Here is a 20,298-nt window from a genome sequence, read left to right as displayed (position 1 = left end):
GGCGCGTCGGGGTGTGATCGTGCAGTATGGCGCGGGGCAGGGGCATCATGGCTATGACACCTCCACAACTGCCGGCGGTCGCTGACCCCGGTTACCTCACGGCTGCATTGCGCAAGGCCCGCGCGCTGGACGCCGGCGCCGTGCGCGAGGTGACGGTGCTGCATGAGCGCGACACCGTGGTGTCGCATATCACCCGGCTCGGCCTGCGCTATGTCGGGGAGTCCACAGGCTCCCCGCAGACGCTGATCCTGAAGACGCCGCACGCCGATTTTGCCAAAATGCTCGCGCAGGGCGGTCGGCACGAGCTGGCCTTTTACCTGAAGCTCGCGCCGAAGATGCCGCTCGGGTTGGTGCCGCGCTGTTTCGATGGCCGTTCTGACGACGAGAGCGGGGCCTGGCATCTCCTGCTCGAAGACCTCACCGATAGTCATGAACTCGCGACCGTACCGACGCTGCCGCCGTCGCGCGACCAGTCGATGGCCATCGTCACGACGCTGGCGGGCATGCATGCGGTGTGGTGGAATCATCCCGATCTCGGCGAGACCGTCGGCACCTGGGCAAGTCCCGAGGACAGCGCGGCGCGCATCGAGACCTTCGCCGGTCATTACGATCGCTTTGCCGACGAGCTCGGCGATCGCCTCAGCGAGGAGCGGCGTATCCTTTACCGCCGTCTCATCGAGCAGTCGGAGCGACTGTCCGAGCGCTATCATTCGCGCCGCCACGTCACCATCGTTCACGGCGATGCGCATACGTGGAATTTCCTGTTGCCGCGGGCCGGCGTCGCGGACACCGTGCGCATTTTCGATTTCGACCTGTGGGGCATCAATGTTCCCACCAACGACCTCGCCTATATGATGGCGATCCAATGGTACCCGGAGCGCCGCCAGGCGCTCGAGCGGGTGCTGCTCAACCGTTACTACGAGACGCTGCTCGCACGCGGCGTGACCGGCTACACCCGCGGCGCGCTCGACCAGGATTACCGCTGGTCGGTGCTCTGGCACATCACCAAGCCGGTCTGGCAATGGGCCATCAACCTCCCGCCGGGAATCTGGTGGAACAATCTGGAGCGCGTGATGATGGCGGTCGAGGATCTGGGGTGCGAGGAGCTGTTGTGAGTGCGCCTGGTAGCAGGTGAAGGCGGAACGGCGGCGGAGTTTGTTGCAGGCGACAGTGCCTACTCCATCACCGCATGTTCCGGCCCCGCCGCCTGCTTGCGCAGCGTGGCCTTGGTCGAGCCGATCATCAGGGCGAGCGGGATGGTGCAGAGGATGAAGAACATCACCAGCTGGTAGTCGTGCGCGAAGGCAATGATCTGCGCCTGCACGCTGACCATGCGGTCGGCCATGGCGCGGCCGGCGTCGGTTGAGAGGTTGATCAGGCCGCGCACGTCAGGCATCTGCAGCGCGTGGTTGAACGGATTGATGTGCTCCGACAGGATCGCATAGCTCTTGCGCGTGCCCTGCGTCAGCTGGGCGATCACGATGGAGATGCCGACCGAGCTTGCGACGTTGCGCAAGAGCGTCAGCATCGAGGTGCCGTCGGTACGCAGATGATTGGGCAGCGTCAGGAACGACACGGTCGAGAGCGGCACGAACACGAGGCCGAAGCCAAAACCCTGGATCACGCTGACGATGACGATCTCCGGCACCTGGGTCTGGTCGGTCCAGCCGGTCATCTGGAACAGCGAGGCCGCCGTCAGCGTCAGGCCGCAGATGATCAGGGTACGGGCCTCGATGTACCTCATGATGCGGCCGACCATCATCATGGCGAAGAAAGTGCCGAAGCCGCGGCTGGCGAGCAGGCCGCCGGCCGTCATGATGGGATAGCCGATGACGTTCTGTAGGTACGGCGAGGCCAGCGCCATGGTCGAGTACAGCACGAGGCCCATCACCGTCATGAAGATGCAGCCGGTGACGAAGTTGCGGTCCTTGAACAGCGCAAACTGGATGAACGGGCGCGAGGTCGTGAAGGAGTGCGCGAAGAAGTAATAGAAGGCGATGCCGGAGATGACGAACTCGGTCACGATCTCGACCGACTCGAACCAGTCGAGCTGCTCGCCGCGGTCGAGCGCGAGCTGGAGCGCGCCGATCGCGATCGCCAGCGCGCCGAAGCCGAACCAGTCGAACTTGAGGCTAAGGTCCTTCTTGGTCTCATCCATGAAGACCATCAGCCCGAACACGGTGATCGCACCGAACGGCAGATTGACGAAGAACACCCAGTGCCAGGAATAGGTCTCGGTCAGCCAGGCGCCGAGCGACGGGCCCATGATCGGGCCCATCATCACGCCCATGCCCCAGATCGACATCGCCTTGGCGCGCTCCTGGAGCGTGTAATAGTCGAGCATCACCGACTGCGACAGCGGCACCAGCGCTGCGCCGAACACGCCCTGCAGCAGGCGGAACAGCACCATCTGGTTGATGTCCTGCGCCAGCCCGCACAGGACCGAGGCGAAGGTGAAGCCGCCGGCGCAGATGATGAAGATGCGCTTGCGGCCGAAGCGGTTGGAGATCCATCCCACCGGCGCCGTCATGATCGCAGCGGCGACGATGTAGGAGGTCAGCACCCAGTTGATCTGGTCCTGCGAGGCCGACAGCGTGCCCTGCATGTAGGGCAGCGCGACGTTGGCGATGGTGGTGTCCAGCGCCTGCATGATGGTCGCGGTCATGGCGCAGATCGTCACCATGTTCCGGCGCAGGCCGGGGACCATCAGATGGGCATTGGGGCCGGACATGCGCTTGGTCCTTGTCTTACTCTTTGTCCTGACCCGCGGTCGCCGACAGGCCGAGCAGGCCGGCGAGCGAGCGCTGATGGCCGGTATCGATGCTGGCATAGACGCTCATGCCGGCCTTCAGTTTCTTCACGTATTTGTCGTCCTCGTCGAAATAGATCCTGATCGGCACGCGCTGCACCACCTTGACGAAATTGCCGCTGGCGTTCTGCGGCGGCAGGATCGCGAATTGCGCGCCGGTGCCGGGGGACAGCGAGCCGATCTTGCCCTTGAAGGTATGGCTCGGGAACGCGTCGACCTCGAGCGTGACGGGCTGGCCTTCGGTGACGTAGGTGAGATCGCTCTCCTTCGGATTGGCGTCGACCCAGGGATGGGCGATGTCGATGATGGAGAACACCGGCGTGCCGGCCGCGACGAAGCGGCCGAGCTGGATCTGATCCACCTGTGTCGCGATGCCGTCCATAGGCGCCTTGAGCACCGTATGGTCGAGATTGCGCTGCGCGTCCTCGAGCTTGGCCTTGGCCTGGACGTAAGGCGGGAATTCTTCCAGCGGCAGCTTGGGATTGCCGAGCAATTGCATCTTGGCGTTGGAGAGCTGCTGCTTGATGAACTGCGCCTGCGCGCCTGCGGTGACCAGCGCGTTGGAGGCGTTGTCGAGGTCGAGCTGCGAGCCGAAGCTGTTTTTCACCAGCGCCTGCTTGCGCTCGACATCGCGCTTTTTCAGGTCGACGCCCTGCTGGGCGAGATCGAGCATGTCGCCGTAGATCTTGATGTTGGCGATGAGATTGTCATAGGTCGTCTGCGCCTGGGCGAGCTGCGCCTTGGCTTCCTCTACTGCGAGGCGGAACGGCACGGGATCGATCTCGAACAGCTCGTCGCCCTTCTTGACCGACTGGCCCTCCTTGACGACGACCTTCTGGATCTTGCCGGAGATATCAGGCGTCACCAGCACCTTCTGCGCGCCCACATAGGCATCGTCGGTGCCGACATAGCGGCCGCCATTGAGATAGAAGGCGAGGCCGGCGATGACGGCCACGATCGGCAGCACCACCATCAGCAGGAAGCGGCGATAGCGGCGCAGGCCGGCGACGAAGCGGCGGCGCGGATCGGTGCCGGCCTTCTTGGTCGGCTTGCCGCTGTCGATCTTCTGCTCGGGCTGGAATTTGAGAACCTGATCAGCCATAGCGCTGCTCCTTACGTGCTTGTTCCGCGCCAGACGTCTGGATCGCAGTTCGCACGTTTTCCTTGATGGTTTCGAGTTGGGTGAGGAGACGGTGGGCGTCGGACGGGCTGATGCCGTCGAGCGCGTTCGCGGTCAGCTCGGATTTGAGCCCGCTCATCTTGCCCAGCAGCGCACGGCCCGCCTTCTTCAGATAGAGGCGCTTGACGCGGCGGTCGGTGGCGTCGCTGCGGCGCTCGATCCAGTCGTTGTCGCAGAGCTTGTCGATCAGCCGCGTCAGCGTGATCGGCTGCATCTCCAAGAGCTCGGCGAGCTCCGATTGCTTCATGCCCTCGCTGCGCTCGACCTTGGCCAGCACGGCCCATTGCGCGCGGGTGATGCCGAAGCGCGAGGCCTCCTTGTCGGCATAGACGCGCAAGAGGCGGTACAATTCGCCGAGCGTGAACAGGAAATTCTGGTCGACAGACGACCCGCGGGTCATAAGCTTGGTCTCCAATAAGCTTGCAATATAATAAGCAAGCTTATGATTATTTGATGGCGAGTTAACGGGATGCCGTCCTGCCGCAAAAGCATGGCTGACCGCCGCGGCGCCGGTCGCGCTTTGGGTTCCCCGGCCGAAATGCTAGAAAGCGGGCCGAATGACCCTCGCCAAGCCGGCCTTTCCGACGCCCGACCATGATCACGGACGCTGCACCGCGGACGCGCTGGCGCATGCGGAAGCGGTTTGCGAGCAGCGCGCGCAGAAATTCACGCCGATTCGCCGCCAGGTGCTGGGGGCCTTGCTCTCCAGCCATCGCCCACTCGGCGCTTACGAAGTGATCGACGAGCTCGCCAAATCGATGCCGCGGCCGGCGCCGATCACGGTCTACCGTGCGCTCGATTTCCTGATGGCGAACCGCCTCGTGCACCGCATCGAAAGCCGCAACGCCTATCTCGCCTGCGCCGCCCACGACCATGACGCGACCTCGGCGGTGGCGTTCCTGATCTGCGAGCGCTGTGGGCTTGTCGGCGAGATCCCGTCAGGATCTTTCGCCGGGGAACTCAACGCCGCGGCGCGCAGCTCAGGCTTCGCACCAAAACTGTCCGTGGTGGAGATCACAGGCGTCTGCACCCATTGTCAGAAGAAGTCTTAAAGCAACAACGGCGCAAAGCCGGACCTCAGGAAGAAATGTCCGCAACCGAAGCCATCCCGTCCGCCGGCCGCCCGCTCAGTGCCGGCGCCATCGCCCTGATGCTGATGCTGTGCCTGACCTGGGGCTTCAACCAGATCGCGGTGAAGCTCGTCATCCCCGACATCCCGCCGATGTTGCAGGCGACCATCCGCTCGATGGGCGCGCTGCCGGTGCTGTTCATCATCGGCAGCTTGCGCGGGGCAAAGTTCTTCGAGCGCGACGGTACGCTCGCCGCAGGCCTGTTTGCCGGCTTGATGTTCGGCATCGAATTCGTGTTGATCTATGAAGGTCTGCGCTTCACGCCGGCCTCGCGCGCGGTCGTGTTCCTCTACACCGCGCCGTTCTTCGTCGCGCTCGGTTCCTATCAGGTGCTGGGGGAGCGGCTGATGGGCTCGCAATGGCTGGGGCTGGCCTTGAGCTTTGCCGGCGTCGCGCTTGCGATCGGCGTGCCGCAGCCGGATGTCGATGCCAAAGTGCTGCTCGGCGATCTCATGATCGTCGGCGGCGGCGCGCTCTGGGCCGCGACCACGCTGGTCGCCAAGGCGACACGGCTGCGCTTTGCTCCGCCGGAGAAGGCGCTGGGCTACCAGGTCGCGATGTCGATCCCGATCCTGGGGCTCGCCGCCTATCTGTTCGGGGAGACCATCCCTCATACCCCGCGCCCGCTCTCGATCGGGCTGATGGTGTTTCAGACGGTCTGGGTGGTGGGAACGACGTTCACGCTTTGGTTCGCGCTGGTGAAGACCTATTCGGCCAGCAAATTGTCGGCTTTTACCTTCATCACCCCTTTGTTTGGCGTGGTGGCTAGCTATTTCATCATGCACGACACCCTAAGTCTGGCCTTTGGGGCGGCAGCCGTCCTTGTAATTGCTGGACTTTTTCTGGTTAACCGTCCGAGCCGAGAGGCCGCGGCGCCAGCTGATGCATTGCTGAACGTCACCAAAACCTGATATTTGGACCCCATGAACAAGCTCGAAAACACCATCGATTCCGACATCGCCGGCCCCGCGCCGCGGCACAAGACCACCCAGGTGAAGGTGGGCAACGTCGCCGTGGGCGGCGGTGCGCCGATCGTCGTGCAGTCGATGACCAACACCGACACCGCCGACATCGACGGCACCATCGCCCAGGTCGCAGCGCTCGCGCGCGCCGGCTCCGAAATGGTCCGCATCACCGTGGATCGCGAGGAGGCCGCCGCGGCCGTCCCGCACATCCGCGACGGCCTCGCCAAGCGCGGCATCACCACGCCCTTGATCGGCGACTTCCATTATATCGGCCACAAGCTGCTGGCGGCCTATCCGGCCTGCGCCGAGGCGCTGGCGAAATACCGCATCAATCCCGGCAATGTCGGCTTCAAGGACAAGCGCGACACCCAGTTCGCAGACATCATCGAGATCGCGAACAAGAACAGCAAGCCGGTGCGCATCGGCGCCAATTGGGGCTCGCTCGACCAGGAGCTCTTGACCAAGCTGATGGACGAGAACGCCGCCTCCGCCAATCCGCGCGACGTGCGCGCGGTGACGCGCGAGGCGATGGTGCAGTCCGCGCTGCTCTCGGCCGCGCGCGCCGAAGAGCTCGGCATGCCCAAGGACCGCATCGTCCTCTCCGCCAAGGTCTCGGCGGTGCAGGACCTCATCGCGGTCTATCAGGATCTCGCCGCGCGTTCCGACTACGCCATCCATCTCGGCCTGACCGAAGCAGGCATGGGCTCGAAGGGCATCGTGGCCTCGGCCGCCGCGCTCGGCATCCTGTTGCAGCAGGGCATCGGCGACACCATTCGCATCTCGCTGACGCCGGAGCCCGGCGGCGACCGCACCCGCGAGGTGCAGGTCGGCCAGGAGCTGCTGCAGACCATGGGCTTCCGCACCTTCGTGCCGCTGGTGGCCGCGTGCCCCGGCTGCGGCCGCACCACCTCGACCACGTTCCAGGAGCTGGCGCGTTCGATCCAGGATTTCATCCGCGACGAGATGCCGACCTGGAAGACCAAATATCCCGGCGTCGAGGAGCTCAACGTCGCGGTGATGGGCTGCATCGTCAACGGCCCCGGCGAATCCAAGCACGCCAATATCGGCATCTCCCTGCCCGGCACCGGCGAAGCGCCGGCCGCGCCCGTCTTCGTCGACGGCAAGAAGTTCCGCACGCTGCGTGGGCCCACCATCTCCGCCGATTTCAAGGCGCTGGTGATCGACTACATCGACCAGCGCTACGGCCACGGCGCCAAGATGCCGGAGACGGCGGCGGAGTAGGTCTCTTCAAAACATCGGAATCGTAGGGCGGGTTAGCGAAGCGTAACCCGCCTTATTTTTTTGCGCGCGCGAAGTGGCGGGTTACGCTTCGCTAACCCGCCCTACGTTGCTACGATGCTTCCCGATCAAGATGATCGGGAGCAACACCCATGAGCTCACTCGCCGGCAAGCAAGGCCCGCGCTATCGCCACGCGGCTGACGACGGCGCGCCCTACGAAACCATCGCGGTCGAAAAGCTCACTCCCATCATCGGCGCGGAAATCTCCGGCGTCGACATCGGCCAGCTGGTCGAGGGCGATGCGCGCTCTATCAGGCAGATGGACGAGATCCACCGCGCGCTGGCCGAAAACCTCGTGATCTTCTTCCGCGACCAGCACATCACGCCGAAGCAGCACCTCGCCTTCGGCCGCAAGTTCGGCGAGCTGCATTTTCATCCCGCAGCTCCTCACGAGGATGAAGACCCGGCCTTGATGAAGATCTACGCCGACAAGAACTCGCCGCGCGCCAACGGCGAGGGCTGGCACTCCGACGTGTCCTGCGATCTCGAGCCGCCGATGGGCTCGATCCTCTACATCAAGCAGTGCCCGCCGCGCGGCGGCGACACGCTGTTCGCCAACATGTACGCCGCCTATGAGGCGCTGTCGGATCGCATGAAAGCCTATCTCGACGGCCTCACCGCGCTGCACGACGGCGAGCCGATCTATCGCGGCCTTTATGCGAACTATGGCGTCGCCGACCGCCCGTCCTATCCGCAAGCCGAGCATCCGGTGGTGCGCACCCATCCGGTGACGGGCAGGAAGGCGCTCTATGTCAACAGAGGCTTCACCCGCCACATCAACGGCATCCCGCGCGACGAGAGCGACGCGATACTCGCCTATCTCTACCAGCACGCCGAGAACCCGCTGTTCCAGTGCCGCTTCCGCTGGACCGAGAACGCCATCGCGTTCTGGGACAACCGCTGCACCCAGCATCGCGCGATGTGGGACTACTGGCCGCACACGCGCTCGGGCACGCGCGTGACGGTGAAGGGAGAACGGCCGGTGTGACGATATCGTGGCGCATCACCGCCGCTCTTGCCGTTGCGCTGATCCCGCTCCTGGCTTTGCCGGCTGAGCATGGCGAGGCGGCACCGGCGCGAAAGGTCGCGAGCGCGAAGCCCAAGCCTCTGCCCGCTCCGGAAACATGCGATCCGCACAAATTCCGGATCATTCTCGATGTCGGACACACCTCCGAATCGCAGGGCGCCACCAGCGCGCGCAACGATGTCGAATTCGGCTTCAACCTGCAGCTGGCGAAGCTGATCGGCGAGAAATTGAAGTCGGCAAGCTTCGCTGCAACCCGCGTGCTGGTGACCGAAGGCAAGGCGAAAGCCAGCCTGCTCAAGCGCGTCGGAACCGCCAATGCGGCGCATGCGGATTTCCTCCTGTCGATTCATCATGATTCCGTGCCCGACAAGATGCTCGAAGAGTGGGAATTCGACGGCGCCAAGAGCTATTTCAGCGATCGCTTCAGCGGTCATTCGCTGTTCGTGTCGGAGCGCAACCCGCATTTCTCCGCCAGCCTCGCCTTCGCCAAGCTGCTGGGCCGGGAGCTGAAGGACAAAGGCCTGCAATACGCCACCCAATACTCCCTGCCGCTGATGGGGCGCTACCGGCATCCGTTGCTGGACAAGGATGTCGGCGTCTACCGCTATGACGGCCTCGTCGTGCTCTCGCAGACCCGAAGCGCCGCGGTGCTGCTGGAAGCCGGCTCCATCATCAACCGCGACGAGGAGATGGCGATGAACTCGCCGGAGCGGCGGGAGCTGATTGCAGCGGCCGTGACGCGGGCGATGCGGTCGTATTGCGAGAAGCGGTAGCTGGCTCCGTCGTTTCAACAACCGTCATTGCGAGCGCAGCGAAGCAATCCAGAATCTTTCCGCGGAGGCAGCCTGGATTGCTTCGCTGCGCTCGCAATGACGAAAATCGCTACAGCGGCGCGCCGCGATATTCCCGGTTCGCCAGGCTCGCCTCCTCCAGATCCAGATCGCGTTCGATCCTGCGCCGCGTCTCGTCGGTGATCTGCCCGTCGCGCAGGAGATCATGGATGAACTTGCGCTCGACCTCGATCAGCTCGCGGGTCAGCGCGGTGCCGGCGGCCGAGACGTCGTGATGGGCGGGATCGAGCGAGTCAGGCAGCTGGTTGACGCGGATCTCGTGGCGGGCGCGCAAGAGCCGCATCACCTCGTCCGACACCTCTTTTTCCTCGGTCAGCGCATCCAGCGATTTCAGCGCGGCGTCGAGCGCCTGGCGCCGCGCCGAGATCTCGGCCTCGTGCTCGGCGACATGCTCGATGCGGCCGGCTTGCGCGATGCCGAGCCAGCGCACCACCGGCGGCAGCGTCAGGCCGACGCCGATCAGCGTGATGAAGATGACGCCGAAGGCGACGAACAGGATCAAATCGCGATAGGGGAAGGCGTTGCCGTCAGGCAGCGTGAACGGCAGCGCCAGCGCGGCGGCCAGCGACACCGCGCCGCGCACGCCGGTGAAGGCGAGCGCGAACGGCCATTGCCAGGGCGGCGACGGATCGCGCTTGCGCAGCGACTTGCTCAGCATGCGCGGCAGATAGGTCGCGGGATAGAGCCAGGCGAAGCGCGCCAGAACGATGACGAGCATGACCACCGCCGTTGCGATCATGATGTCGTCGAGCGGGAATGCCTTCGACTTCTCATAGAGCGCGCGCATCTGGAAGCCGGTGAGCAGGAACAGCAGGCCCTCGATCAGGTAGATGATGAGGTCCCAGAAGAAGATGCCCTGCAGGCGCGTCGATGCCGAAATCAGCAGCGGTCCGTTCCAGCTGACATAAAGGCCGCAGGCGACGGTGGCGATCACGCCGGAGCCGCCGACATGCTCCGGCAGCCAATAGGAGACATAGGGCGTGATCAGCGACAGCGTCAGCTCGACCTGCGGATCGCAAGACCATTTGCGGAAGCGCAGCGACAGCCAGCCGACGCCGATGCCGAACGCGATCTCGCCGGCGACGATCAGAGCAAATTCGCCCGTTGCCAGCGGCATGGAGAAATGCCCGACCATGATCGCGGCGAGCGCGAAGCGATAGAGGATCAGCGCGGTGGCGTCGTTGGCGAGCCCTTCGCCCTCGAGGATGACCAGCAGCCGACGCGGCATGTTGAGCCGCCGGGCGATCGCGAGCGGCGCCACCACGTCGGGCGGCGCAACGATGGCCCCGAGCAGGAAGCCGATGCTCCAGGGCAGGCCGATCATGTAGTGCGTGGCGGCTGCGACAAGCGCCGCCGTGAAGATCACGGCGCCGACCGCCAGCAGCACGATGGGGCGCAGATTGTTCCTGAACTCGCGCCAGCTCATGGCGACGCTCGCCGAATAGATCAGCGGCGGCAGCACCATCAGCAGCACCAGTTCCGGCGGCAGCTCGACCGGCGGCATCCCCGGCACGAAAGCCAGGCCGACGCCCGAGAGCATCAAGAGGATGGCGGGCGCCAGGTTGAAGCGCCGGGCCACGAGCGCGGTGCCGGCCAGCACCGCGAGCAGGATCAGGAAGGTCTGGAATTTCGCCGCGATCATGACCTGTCTTGGCCCGGAAGCGGCCAAGAGGTCAATGTGGAGAGGTCAATGTGGGGTGGCTTAGGCCGGTCGTTCAGGCACCATAAGCCCGATGCCTGCGAACACCGCTTCGAGCCGGCTTTTCCTCGCCGCGATCGACCCGTGCCACGCGCGCCGTCATTGCGAGCGAAGCGAAGCAATCCAGAATCGATCCGCGGAGAGATTCTGGATTGCTTCGTCGCAAGGGCTCCTCGCCATGACGTGTGGCGGGACCTTCACTCCCTCAGATCGTACCGATACGATTTCGACACGATCTGCCAGCCGTCGGCCAGCTTCATCGCCACCAGATAGTCCGTGAAGAAGCGTGGCGGCAGCTGGCATTTGACCTTGATGAAAGCGGTCTTGTCGTCCGAGCGGTCGATGGTGATGATTAAGTCCTCGCGCGGCTTGCCTTCCGCCTTGGCGGAGGGGCGCTTGCGCACCCAGGCGAGCCAGTCAGGCACGGTCAGGATCTTCAGCTCGCCCTTGTCCACCCAGCGCAGATCGGCTGAGGGGTGGAAGACCTCGCCGAGCTTGTCGGCATCTCCCTCGTAAAGCCCGTCAAAATAGGTTTGCACGACGGCTTCGACGCTCGACCGATTTTGGCTCATGGGTCGTCCCCTTTGAAAGATGGCTTGACGGGAACTTAGTCGTACGGATCAAATTGCGCTATGGCTGTCTTCCGCCATTTGCGCGAGGGCGTCATCATGACGGGCTCGCGACATCAGAACGCTCCGATCCTTGCCGGCGAATGCTATTGCCGCGCGGTCCGCTACGAAGTGGCGGACGCGTTCTCCTATGCGCTGAATTGTCACTGCTCGAACTGCCGCCGCACCACCGGTTCCGCCTTCAAGCCGTTTGCCGGCATCGAATATGGCCAGCTTCGCCTGGTCAGGGGCGAGGACAGCAAGGTTATCTACGGCGACGACATCACCCATGACGCACACTGTGCCCGCTGCGGCTCGCTGCTTTATTCCCGCGTCCGCGAAGGCAAATGGGCCCATGTCGCCATGGGAACCCTGGTCGATACCCCCACGATCCGTCCCACTGCGCATATTTTCGTGGGTTCCAAGGCACCGTGGCACGAGATCACGGACAATCTGCCGCAATATCGGGGGCACGTCGGCGATGGCTAGAGCGTTTTCGAGCGAAATGGATATGGGTTCGCGTCAAGAAAACTCGTTGAAACTACAACCTGGAGCCCCGTTCCGATTCCATCGGAATGGGGCTCTGGCGAAAACGGGCCGAGGCGGCTGGCGGCGAACCGCCAACGCACTGGCGCGACTAACAAAAGAGGCTCCTTAGCCGGTTGCTCGCGCCGTCTTGGTGACCTCGGTCACAAGCGCAGGCGGCGGATCTTGCTAAGGCTGTCCCCGAGGGTGTGAACTGCCCCGAAATTTTGGAAGTGGTCATGCGCAATTTGTTCAGGCTTTGCCCATTGCTCCTCACCGTCGCGCTGCTGTTTGGCGCCGATCCCGCCTTTGCCGGAAAGCGCGTCGCGCTGGTGCTGGCCAACTCGGCCTATCAGAACGCGCCCTCGCTCGCCAATCCCGTCAATGACGGTGCGGTGATGGCGAAGACGCTGAAGGAGGCCGGCTTCGATGTCGTCGATTCCCGCCACGACCTGACCGCGCTCGATACCAGGCGCGTGCTGCGCGACTTCGCCGATGCGACCCGCGATGCCGACATCGCCCTGGTCTACTATGCCGGCCACGGCATCGAGGTCGACGGCTCCAACTATCTGATCCCTGTCGATGCCAAGCTCGAGCGCGACACCGACGTCTATGACGAGGCGCTCTCGCTGGATCGCGTCCTGGTCGCGGTCGAGCCGGCCAAGCAGCTTCGCCTGGTGATCCTCGATGCATGCCGCGACAATCCGTTCGGCAGGACCATGAAGCGCACTTTGGCCTCGCGCGGCATCGGCCGCGGTCTGGCCCAGGTCGAGCCGGCCAGCACCAACACGCTGATCGCCTATTCGGCCAAGGCCGGCTTCACCGCGCAGGATGGCGACGGCGCCAACAGCCCCTTCACCATCGCTTTGTCGAAGCATCTGACCACGCCCGGCCTCGACGTCCGCCGCGCCTTCGGCTTCGTGCGCGACGACGTGCTCAAGGCGACCGGCAACAAGCAGGAGCCGTTCGTCTACGGCTCGCTCGGCGGCGAGGATGTGCCGCTGGTGCCGGTCAAGGCCGCGCCGGCCGCCGCACCCGCGCCCGTGCAAAATCCGCAGGCCGATATGCGCCGCGACTATGAGCTCGCGCTCCAGGTCGGCAACAAGGCGGCATGGGAAGCCTTCCTGGCCCAGCATCCGGACGGCTTCTACGCCAACCTTGCCAAGCTTCAGATCGACAAGATCCAGGCCGAGCAGGTTCATGCCGCCGCCATCGAGAAGGCCAGGCAGGCCGAGGCCGAGCGCGACCGTCTCGCTGCGATCGGCGCGCAGACGGATGCGCAAGTCAAGGCAGCGGCCGAGGCGAAGGCGGCCGAGCAGGCCCAGTTCGCCGCGCAGAAAGCGAAGGAGCAGGCGCAGCAGCAGGCCGCCGCTGCCGAGCAGCAGCGGGTCAATCTCGCGGCGGCGCCGAGCACTGCGCCGGCCGGCACCGCAAGCCCCGCCGGAACCAACGTCGCCGCGCTGACGCCGACGGCAACGCCTGTTGATCTCAACCGCTCGGTGCAGACCGAGCTCGGTCGCGTCGGCTGTTTCTCGGGACAGGCTGACGGCGTCTGGAATACGTCCTCGCAGCGGTCGCTGTCGCAGTTCAATCGCTATGCCGGCACCAAGCTCGACGTGAAGGTGGCGAGCACGGATGCGCTCGACACGGTCAAGTCAAGGCAGTCACGCGTCTGCCCGCTGGTCTGCGATCACGGCTTCAAGGCCGATGGCGACGTCTGCACCAAGATCGTCTGCGACGACGGCTATGTGCTGAATGACGACAATCGATGCGAGAAGCAGCGCGCCGCCAAGCCGGCCAAACCCGGAATTGACAAGCCTGCAACCGCCAAGCCCGCAACCGCAAAGCCCGCAACGGCCACGCGCGACGACAGCGATGACCGTGCCGCACGGCAGCGTCGTCAATCCGGCGGTGCGGCCGCTGGAGCTGCAGGCGTTGCTGCTGCTGGCGCCGGTCGCGCCTCGGGCGGTGGCGGCCAGATTTTCTGCAACGATCTGCTATGCCGTCCTGTCAAGCGCGGTTGTCATCTTGAATATCGCGGCGGTGGCGGCCCTCACAACGATGCCAATTACGAAGTCTGCAACTGAGAGCGTCGCTTGCAATATCGTCCTGGCGAAGCCGGGACAATATTGCGGGGATCATGCCGCGATCGCGCTCGCCGCGATGTTCACCGTCAGCGCCAATAGCGCCGTGTTGTAGATGAACGATACGATGCCGTGTGCGGTGGCGGTGCGGCGGATGGTCCTGTCGGTGATGCCGACATCGGAGACCTGCGCCGTCATGCCGATCACGAACGAGAAATAGACGAAGTCCCAATAGTCGGCGTGGTCTTCGGTGTCGCCGCTCGGAAACTGCAAGCCGCCCGGCGGGTGACGATAATAGTCATTGGCGTAATGCAGCGCGAAGGTCGTGTGCACGGCGGCCCAGGATAGCGCGATGGTGCTGATCGCAATGGTCAGTTCCATGGCGCCGCGGTGCGGCGTCCCGAGCTCATAGACGATCGCGGCAATGCTGGCGAACGCGCCGGTCGCCGTCACCAGCAGGATCACGAAACGGCCGTCGTCCTGCATCGCAGCCGCACGGCGGATGTGCTGGTGGTCGTTGCACAGCATCATCGTATAGACCAGCACGAGATAGACCGCGATCAGCGCATCCCAGCCGAACAGCAGCCGCGTCGCCAGCCGAAACGAACCGGGAATGAGCAGGCAGACGAGGATGCCGGCGGCAAGCGAGATGAAAGTCCGCGGCCGCGCATAGATCAGCCGCATCGGCCGCGACATCTGGCGGAAGCGGGCGAGGACGGGATCTTCTTTGTCAGTGGCCATGATGAGTAATGGCTCTCTCGTTGCCGCAGCGGCGGTCTGCTCCCTCGCCCCGCTTGCGGGGAGAGGCGAAGACGTCAGTTCTTCCGCTCGGCCACGAAGTGCGCGGCGGCTTGCAGTACGGCGGCGCGCTCGCCGAAGATCGAGATGGCGCTGTCGGCGCGGGCCAGCAGGTCGCGCACACGCTGCTTGGCACCGTCGATGCCGAGCTGGGTCACGAAGGTGGTCTTGCCGAGGGCGGCGTCGGCGCCGGCGGGTTTGCCGAGGGCGGCCGCATCGCCTTCGACGTCGAGCAGGTCGTCGGCGATCTGGAAGGCTTCACCGAGCGCGCGGCCGTAATCGTCGAGCGCCTGATACTCTTTCTGCAAGGCCTGGCCGAGGATCGCGCCGGCGATGCAGCCATAGCGCAGCAGCGCACCGGTCTTCATCTGCTGAATGCGGGCAACATCGATCGGCTCATTGCCGCCGAAGCGGCCTTCGCCGGCGAGGTCCAGAATCTGGCCGCCGACCATGCCGCCGATGCCGGCGCAGCGCGCCAGCGCGCGCGTCAGCAGCAGCCGTACATTGGCGTCGCGATGCACCTCGTCGCGGGTGATGATGTCGAAAGCGATGGTCAAAAGGCCGTCGCCGGCGAGGATCGCGGTCGCATCGTCGGTCTGCTTGTGCAGGGTGGGGCGGCCGCGGCGCAGGTCCGAATTGTCCATCGCCGGCAGATCGTCATGGATCAGCGAATAGCAGTGGATGCATTCCAGCGCGGCGCCGACGAGCAGCGCGGCCTCGCGGGGAACACCGAACACGGCCGCACTCTCGACCACCAGGAACGGCCGCAGCCGCTTGCCGCCATTGAGGCTCGAATAGCGCATCGCGTCCATCAGCCGCTTGGGGCGGGCGATCTCATCGGGCAGGATGTCGTCCGACAGCAGACGCCCGAGCAAGGCTTCGGTGTCATCAGCGGTCTTGTCCAGACGTTTGGCGAAATCGGACGGGGACGTGCCGGTCATCAAGAAAGGCTCCAGAACTAAAATTCGGCGGGACAATCCTTTATGCGCCCGCCCCAGTCAATCGTTTGGAAGGCCTAAAAAGTGCTGGAAAAGGCCCGAATTATCACAGACTTAATGCCGCCATCCGTGGCCGCGTTTGATTTCGCGCCGGAAAGGTCGATTTGCGCATCGTCAAAATCCTGCTGGTAGCGCTCGCGATCGTGGCTCTCGCGCCCTATGCGGTCGCCCCGTTCTACCGCACCGGTCACCCGGTTTCGACCCTGATGGCCTGGCGCTCGCTGACGGGCGCGCCGATGCATCGGGAATGGATCGATCTCGCCGAGATGTCGCCTTACCTGCCGCGCTCGGTGGTGGCGGCCGAGGACGCCCATTTCTGCCGGCATCACGGCATCGATTGGGGCGCGCTGCGCGAGGCGATCAACGACGCCGAGGAGGACGGCACCGCGTTCCGCGGCGCCTCCACCATCACCCAGCAGGTGGCGAAAAACCTGTTCCTCTGGCAGGGGCGGGATTTCGTCCGCAAGGCGCTGGAATTTCCGCTGGCGCTCTGGATCGATCTCGTCCTGCCCAAGCAGCGGATTCTGGAAATCTACCTCAACATCGCCGAGCTTGGGCCCCAGGGCCAATTCGGGGCGGAGGCCGGGAGCACCTATGCCTTCGGCAAGTCGGCCGCCAATTTGTCCCCCCGGGAGGCGGCCCTTCTGGCCGCGATCCTCCCGAATCCGGTCAAACGCAGCGCCAGGGTCCCGGGACCGGGGGTGAGGCGGCTGGCCGGGACCTATGTGGCAAGGGCGCAGGCCACTTCGCTTTTGACCTGCTGGCGGGAAAATCGCTGATTTCGGGGCCTTTTCGTACCGTTTTTCCGCGCCAGAACCCTAGCTTTACGGCCAGCCTTCCTCTATAAGCCCGGCCTTGATCGGCATTCAGCTCGCCTCGTATTGCGGGTGCTGAGCCGTCCCTCGCGGACGATGCCCGGATGAACACCAATCCCTAGAGGATATCGAAATGGCCGTTCCGAGACGTAAAACTTCGCCGTCGCGCCGTGGCATGCGCCGCTCGGCAGACGCCATCAAGAAGCCGACCTATGTGGAAGACAAGGACTCAGGCGAGCTCCGTCGTCCGCACCATCTCGACCTCAAGACCGGCATGTACAAGGGCCGTCAGGTCCTGAAGAAGAAAGAGTCCTGAGCTTAAGGACTCTTCTCCAGGCGGGCATTGCGCCCGCCTGATTGCCAACCCATGAGATATGACGGTGACGGCGGCGGAGCGAATGCTTCGCCGCTGCATTGTTCTGTCTGGACATCTTGATCGAGAAGGCGCTTTGCCGATGGTCGGTTTCCCGCTGCTTCTGATTCCGCTCGCGGTCTACAACATCATCGCCTTCCTGATGCCCAGCGTGTCCTTCTCGGACGTGCTGTTCAAGGTGCCGATGATCACGGGCGTGCCCTGGCCGGTCACGCTGTCTGATCTGCTGCTGGCGCTCGGTGTGCTGCTGCTGCTGCTCGAAGTGGTCAAGGGCGCGCGGCCCGGCGCGAAATTCCTGATGGATCATCTGCTGTCGCTGATCATCTTCGGCGCGGCCGCGGCCGAATTCGTGATGTGGCCCAAATTCGGCAACTCGACCTATTTTCTGCTGGTGCTGCTTTCGATGGCCGATTTCCTCGGCGGCATCGCGCAACGCACTCGCCGCCGCATTGCCTATGTCGCCACGGAGACGGTGACAGTGCCGCGCAAGGCCAAGCGCCAGGCCGAGGCGCCGTCGCCGGCGTCAACCTTCGAGCCGAAGCTCGATCCCGTGCCCGCACCGCCGCCCGAGCGGCCCGCACCCTCGGCGCAATCCGTGGCCGAATCCGTCTTGATGGATCATCCCGCGCCAAAGCCGGGCATCGCGCCGTCGCCGGAAATTCCCTCGCCGCATTTGCAGCCAGGCAACGGTACGCCGTCCTCGCCCGAAGAGCCGCGCTGAGCGAGGGAGCACATCGGTCGCCGCTGTGGTGTGCTCCCTCTCCCGCTCGCAAGCGCGAGAGGCGGAGCGAGCGCGAGGCAACTATTTTCCTGAAAGAGGCCTTACGCCACCTGCCGCGTGCGCGAGGTAACGCTGGGAAGCGGGCGCTTGCCGCCATAGGCCATGCGGGCGTCCTCGGACGAGCCGCGGCGCAGCCGGCTGGCCTGGGGCAGGTGCTCGGCATTGGCGATCAGCTGGGTGACGAAGCTCGGATCGGGGCGCGTCAGCGGCACCTTGCGGACCAGCTGTAAAACCGGCGCAAGCGGGACCAGCGCGGTACTCGCTTCCCGCGTCGTTTGTTCGATCTGATCCGCATTCACCATCGCAACACCGCTGATCCTGATGAACTGGCGCGTTTTGGGACGCTGGCGCCGGTGCATGTGATGGTCTCGCAAGGCCTATGCCGGCGGAGCCTATTCCGTTCCGCGCGGTTCGGGAACGTGGTTTCCAAATTGTTTATGAACTTTGCCTAGGGTCGGAGACGATTCTGGCCCTATTCTGTGCCGGCTCAGGACTCCCCGCTGTCCCGAAACGAGGCGCTTTTGACCCCAGCATTGCCGCAAGCCTCCGAAATCCTCGCCGCCCTCGGCGAGGCCCTGTTCGTCTGGGATCTCGCCAGCGACGCGATCGTCTGGGGCGAGCAGGCCGGCGCCGTCTTCCCCGGCATTCCGGCCGAGCGGCTTGCCACCGGCGCCGAGTTCGCCAAGCTGATCGAGCCTGCGCAAGGCTTGCGGAGCGCCGCGCTGGCGCAGACCTCCGCCGTGCACGGCAACGACGGCACGCCCTACCGGGTCGAATATGGCGTGCGCATGAGCGCCTCCGATCCCGTGGTCTGGATCGAGGAGACCGGCCGCTGGTTTGCCGGCGCTGACGGTCGCCCCACGCGCGCGATCGGCTCTATCAGGATCAATAATGAACGACACGCCCGGGACGAGGAATTGACCAGGCTTGCCCGGCTCGATCCGCTGACGGGCGAGCTCAACCGCTCACATCTGATTGCGGCGCTGGCTGAAGCGATCGAGGAGACCACCCGCTTCCGCTCGACCGCGGCGTTCATGCTGGTCGGCATCGATCATCTCGCCCGCGTCAACGATGCCTTCGGCTTCGACGTCGCCGACGCCGTGATCCTCGACGTCGCCAGGCGCATTCGCGCGCGCCTGCGCGGCGGTGACGTGCTCGGCCGCTTCTCGGGCAACAAGTTCGGCCTGATCCTGAAGAACTGCACCGTCGACGACATGAACGTCGCCGCCGAGCGCTTCCTCGCCGGTGTCCGCGACGAGGTGGTGCCGACCAAGTCGGGGCCGGTGTCTGTCACCGTCTCGATCGGCGCCGTCAGCCTGCCGCGCTATGCCCGCAACACCGACGAGGCGATCAATCGCGCCCATGAGACGCTCGACGCCGCCAAGCGTCGCCGCGCCGGTGCGTTCGCGGCCTGGCGCCCGGATGCGACCCGTGATGCGCAGCGCCGCGTCAATATCCGCGTCACCGACGAGATCGTCACCGCGCTGAACGAGCGCCGCATCAGGCTCGCTTACGAGCCGGTGGTGTCGGCCGCCACGCGCGAGGGCGCGTTCCACGAATGCCTGGTGCGGATGGACCAGGGCGACGGCCAGGTGCTGCTCGCACCCGACATCGTGCCGGTCGCCGAACGGCTCGGCCTGATCCGCCTGGTCGATCACCGCGTGCTCGAGCTCGTGGTCGCAGAGCTCGCGGCCGCGCCCGATGTCAGGCTCAGCCTCAACATTTCGCCCGATACCACGATGGATCCGGACTGGTGGGCCGGAATCGAATCGCTGATGCGCGCCCATCCCGGCGTTGCCGAGCGGCTGATCGTGGAGATCACCGAGACGGTCGCGATCCAGGACATCGACGACGTCCGCGCCTTCGTCAGCCGGCTCAAGAATTTCGGCAGCCGCATCGCCATCGACGATTTCGGCGCCGGCTACACCTCGTTCCGAAACCTGCGCAAGCTCGGCGTGGACATCGTCAAGATCGACGGCGCCTTCGTGCAGAACATCATCCGTTCCGCCGACGACCGCGCCTTCGTCCAGACCCTGATCGACCTCGCCCGCCGCCTCGACATCAAGACCGTCGCCGAATGGGTGCAGGACGAGGAGGCCGCCACCATGCTGCGCGACTGGGGCTGCGACTACATCCAGGGCCGCCTGATCGGCCTCGCCTCAGCCGAGCGGCCGTGGTGTCGGCCGCCGAACGACGCGCTGCCGGCCGCGGGGTAGGTCTCGTAGGGTGGGCAAAGGCGCACTTGCGCCGTGCCCACGATCTCCCAATGACGGATAGAAGACGTGGGCACGCTCCGCTTTGCCCACCCTACCACGCGACCTTCCGGGTGGAGAGCTTCGCCAGTACGGCTCAGCC

20 protein-coding genes are annotated in these 20,298 nt (G+C 64.8%); 12 read left to right on the top strand and 8 right to left on the bottom strand.

Features of this window, described 5'->3' with window-relative positions; genetic code table 11:
* The first annotated feature begins 26 nt into the window (after window positions 1–26).
* Window positions 27–1,115, top strand: a complete 1,089-nt coding sequence (locus ACNJX9_RS38810) for a phosphotransferase (protein WP_439407332.1) — start codon at window positions 27–29, stop codon at window positions 1,113–1,115.
* A gap of 59 nt (window positions 1,116–1,174) precedes the next feature.
* On the opposite strand, the gene ACNJX9_RS38805 is transcribed toward ACNJX9_RS38810, so the two are convergent.
* Genes ACNJX9_RS38805 through ACNJX9_RS38795 form a run of 3 tightly spaced genes read right to left on the bottom strand, consistent with a single transcriptional unit; the run spans window position 1,175 to window position 4,389 of the window.
* Window positions 1,175–2,731 (bottom strand): MDR family MFS transporter, encoded by a 1,557-nt coding sequence (locus tag ACNJX9_RS38805; RefSeq protein WP_439407331.1) that lies wholly within the window; start codon window positions 2,729–2,731, stop codon window positions 1,175–1,177.
* 16 nt (window positions 2,732–2,747) lie between these two features.
* Window positions 2,748–3,911, bottom strand: coding sequence for an HlyD family secretion protein (locus ACNJX9_RS38800; protein WP_439407330.1), 1,164 nt, complete (start codon window positions 3,909–3,911; stop codon window positions 2,748–2,750).
* Entirely contained in the window at window positions 3,904–4,389 is a 486-nt protein-coding gene (locus tag ACNJX9_RS38795) for a MarR family winged helix-turn-helix transcriptional regulator (protein WP_057749986.1), read from the bottom strand. Before ACNJX9_RS38795 ends, ACNJX9_RS38800 begins: the two co-directional genes overlap by 8 nt.
* A gap of 157 nt (window positions 4,390–4,546) precedes the next feature.
* On the opposite strand from ACNJX9_RS38795, the gene ACNJX9_RS38790 reads away from it, so the two are divergent.
* The 5 genes from ACNJX9_RS38790 to ACNJX9_RS38770 all read left to right on the top strand — a co-directional run bounded on the left by ACNJX9_RS38790 (window position 4,547) and on the right by ACNJX9_RS38770 (window position 9,184).
* Window positions 4,547–5,041 carry a Fur family transcriptional regulator gene (locus ACNJX9_RS38790; RefSeq protein ID WP_057749983.1) on the top strand — a complete coding sequence of 165 codons (495 nt, stop codon included), beginning with the start codon at window positions 4,547–4,549 and terminating at the stop codon, window positions 5,039–5,041.
* Between the two features lie 35 nt (window positions 5,042–5,076).
* On the top strand, window positions 5,077–6,030 hold the full coding sequence (locus tag ACNJX9_RS38785; RefSeq protein ID WP_057749980.1) for a DMT family transporter: 954 nt from the start codon (window positions 5,077–5,079) through the stop codon (window positions 6,028–6,030).
* 12 nt (window positions 6,031–6,042) lie between these two features.
* Window positions 6,043–7,326, top strand: a complete 1,284-nt coding sequence (gene ispG / locus ACNJX9_RS38780) for a flavodoxin-dependent (E)-4-hydroxy-3-methylbut-2-enyl-diphosphate synthase (RefSeq protein WP_439407329.1) — start codon at window positions 6,043–6,045, stop codon at window positions 7,324–7,326.
* Window positions 7,327–7,475: 149 nt separating this feature from the next.
* Window positions 7,476–8,372 (top strand): TauD/TfdA dioxygenase family protein, encoded by an 897-nt coding sequence (locus tag ACNJX9_RS38775; protein WP_057749974.1) that lies wholly within the window; start codon window positions 7,476–7,478, stop codon window positions 8,370–8,372.
* Complete coding sequence (locus ACNJX9_RS38770; RefSeq protein WP_057749973.1) at window positions 8,369–9,184, top strand: N-acetylmuramoyl-L-alanine amidase family protein; 816 nt, start codon at window positions 8,369–8,371, stop codon at window positions 9,182–9,184. The genes ACNJX9_RS38775 and ACNJX9_RS38770 overlap by 4 nt, the downstream gene beginning before the upstream one ends.
* Window positions 9,185–9,293: 109 nt before the next feature.
* Here the strand turns inward: ACNJX9_RS38770 and ACNJX9_RS38765 are convergent, their stop codons facing one another.
* Complete coding sequence (locus tag ACNJX9_RS38765; protein ID WP_439407328.1) at window positions 9,294–10,904, bottom strand: Na+/H+ antiporter; 1,611 nt, start codon at window positions 10,902–10,904, stop codon at window positions 9,294–9,296.
* 254 nt (window positions 10,905–11,158) lie between these two features.
* Window positions 11,159–11,533: a nuclear transport factor 2 family protein gene (locus tag ACNJX9_RS38760; RefSeq protein WP_439407327.1), complete on the bottom strand. Its 375-nt coding sequence runs from the start codon at window positions 11,531–11,533 to the stop codon at window positions 11,159–11,161.
* 96 nt (window positions 11,534–11,629) lie between these two features.
* Here ACNJX9_RS38760 and ACNJX9_RS38755 point away from each other — a divergent pair, with 96 nt between their 5' ends.
* Window positions 11,630–12,058, top strand: a complete 429-nt coding sequence (locus ACNJX9_RS38755; RefSeq protein WP_271598356.1) for a GFA family protein — start codon at window positions 11,630–11,632, stop codon at window positions 12,056–12,058.
* Window positions 12,059–12,333: 275 nt separating this feature from the next.
* The gene (locus ACNJX9_RS38750; RefSeq protein ID WP_439407326.1) at window positions 12,334–14,181 is read left to right on the top strand and encodes a caspase family protein; all 1,848 of its coding nucleotides are present in this window, start codon (window positions 12,334–12,336) and stop codon (window positions 14,179–14,181) included.
* Window positions 14,182–14,232: 51 nt separating this feature from the next.
* On the opposite strand, the gene ACNJX9_RS38745 is transcribed toward ACNJX9_RS38750, so the two are convergent.
* Both ACNJX9_RS38745 and ACNJX9_RS38740 read right to left on the bottom strand, forming a co-directional pair.
* Complete coding sequence (locus ACNJX9_RS38745; protein WP_439407325.1) at window positions 14,233–14,919, bottom strand: DUF1345 domain-containing protein; 687 nt, start codon at window positions 14,917–14,919, stop codon at window positions 14,233–14,235.
* A 74-nt stretch (window positions 14,920–14,993) separates the two neighbouring features.
* Window positions 14,994–15,917, bottom strand: a complete 924-nt coding sequence (locus ACNJX9_RS38740) for a polyprenyl synthetase family protein (protein WP_057749965.1) — start codon at window positions 15,915–15,917, stop codon at window positions 14,994–14,996.
* Window positions 15,918–16,078: 161 nt separating this feature from the next.
* Between ACNJX9_RS38740 and mtgA the strand changes: the two genes are divergently transcribed.
* The 3 genes from mtgA (at window position 16,079) to ACNJX9_RS38725 (ending at window position 17,883) form a co-directional block, all read left to right on the top strand.
* The gene (gene mtgA, locus ACNJX9_RS38735; protein ID WP_439407324.1) at window positions 16,079–16,753 is read left to right on the top strand and encodes a monofunctional biosynthetic peptidoglycan transglycosylase; all 675 of its coding nucleotides are present in this window, start codon (window positions 16,079–16,081) and stop codon (window positions 16,751–16,753) included.
* A 169-nt stretch (window positions 16,754–16,922) separates the two neighbouring features.
* The gene (gene rpmF, locus ACNJX9_RS38730; RefSeq protein WP_007598106.1) at window positions 16,923–17,105 is read left to right on the top strand and encodes a 50S ribosomal protein L32; all 183 of its coding nucleotides are present in this window, start codon (window positions 16,923–16,925) and stop codon (window positions 17,103–17,105) included.
* A gap of 139 nt (window positions 17,106–17,244) precedes the next feature.
* Window positions 17,245–17,883 (top strand): hypothetical protein, encoded by a 639-nt coding sequence (locus tag ACNJX9_RS38725; RefSeq protein WP_057750078.1) that lies wholly within the window; start codon window positions 17,245–17,247, stop codon window positions 17,881–17,883.
* Between the two features lie 101 nt (window positions 17,884–17,984).
* On the opposite strand, the gene ACNJX9_RS38720 is transcribed toward ACNJX9_RS38725, so the two are convergent.
* Window positions 17,985–18,245: a hypothetical protein gene (locus ACNJX9_RS38720; protein ID WP_057750075.1), complete on the bottom strand. Its 261-nt coding sequence runs from the start codon at window positions 18,243–18,245 to the stop codon at window positions 17,985–17,987.
* Window positions 18,246–18,464: 219 nt separating this feature from the next.
* On the opposite strand from ACNJX9_RS38720, the gene ACNJX9_RS38715 reads away from it, so the two are divergent.
* Window positions 18,465–20,159 carry an EAL domain-containing protein gene (locus ACNJX9_RS38715; RefSeq protein WP_439407323.1) on the top strand — a complete coding sequence of 565 codons (1,695 nt, stop codon included), beginning with the start codon at window positions 18,465–18,467 and terminating at the stop codon, window positions 20,157–20,159.
* The last annotated feature ends 139 nt before the right edge of the window (window positions 20,160–20,298 follow it).

This window comes from Bradyrhizobium sp. BLXBL-03 (genome assembly GCF_051853015.1).
Lineage (GTDB): Bacteria > Pseudomonadota > Alphaproteobacteria > Rhizobiales > Xanthobacteraceae > Bradyrhizobium > Bradyrhizobium manausense.
This window is presented reverse-complemented; position numbering and strand designations above follow the sequence as displayed.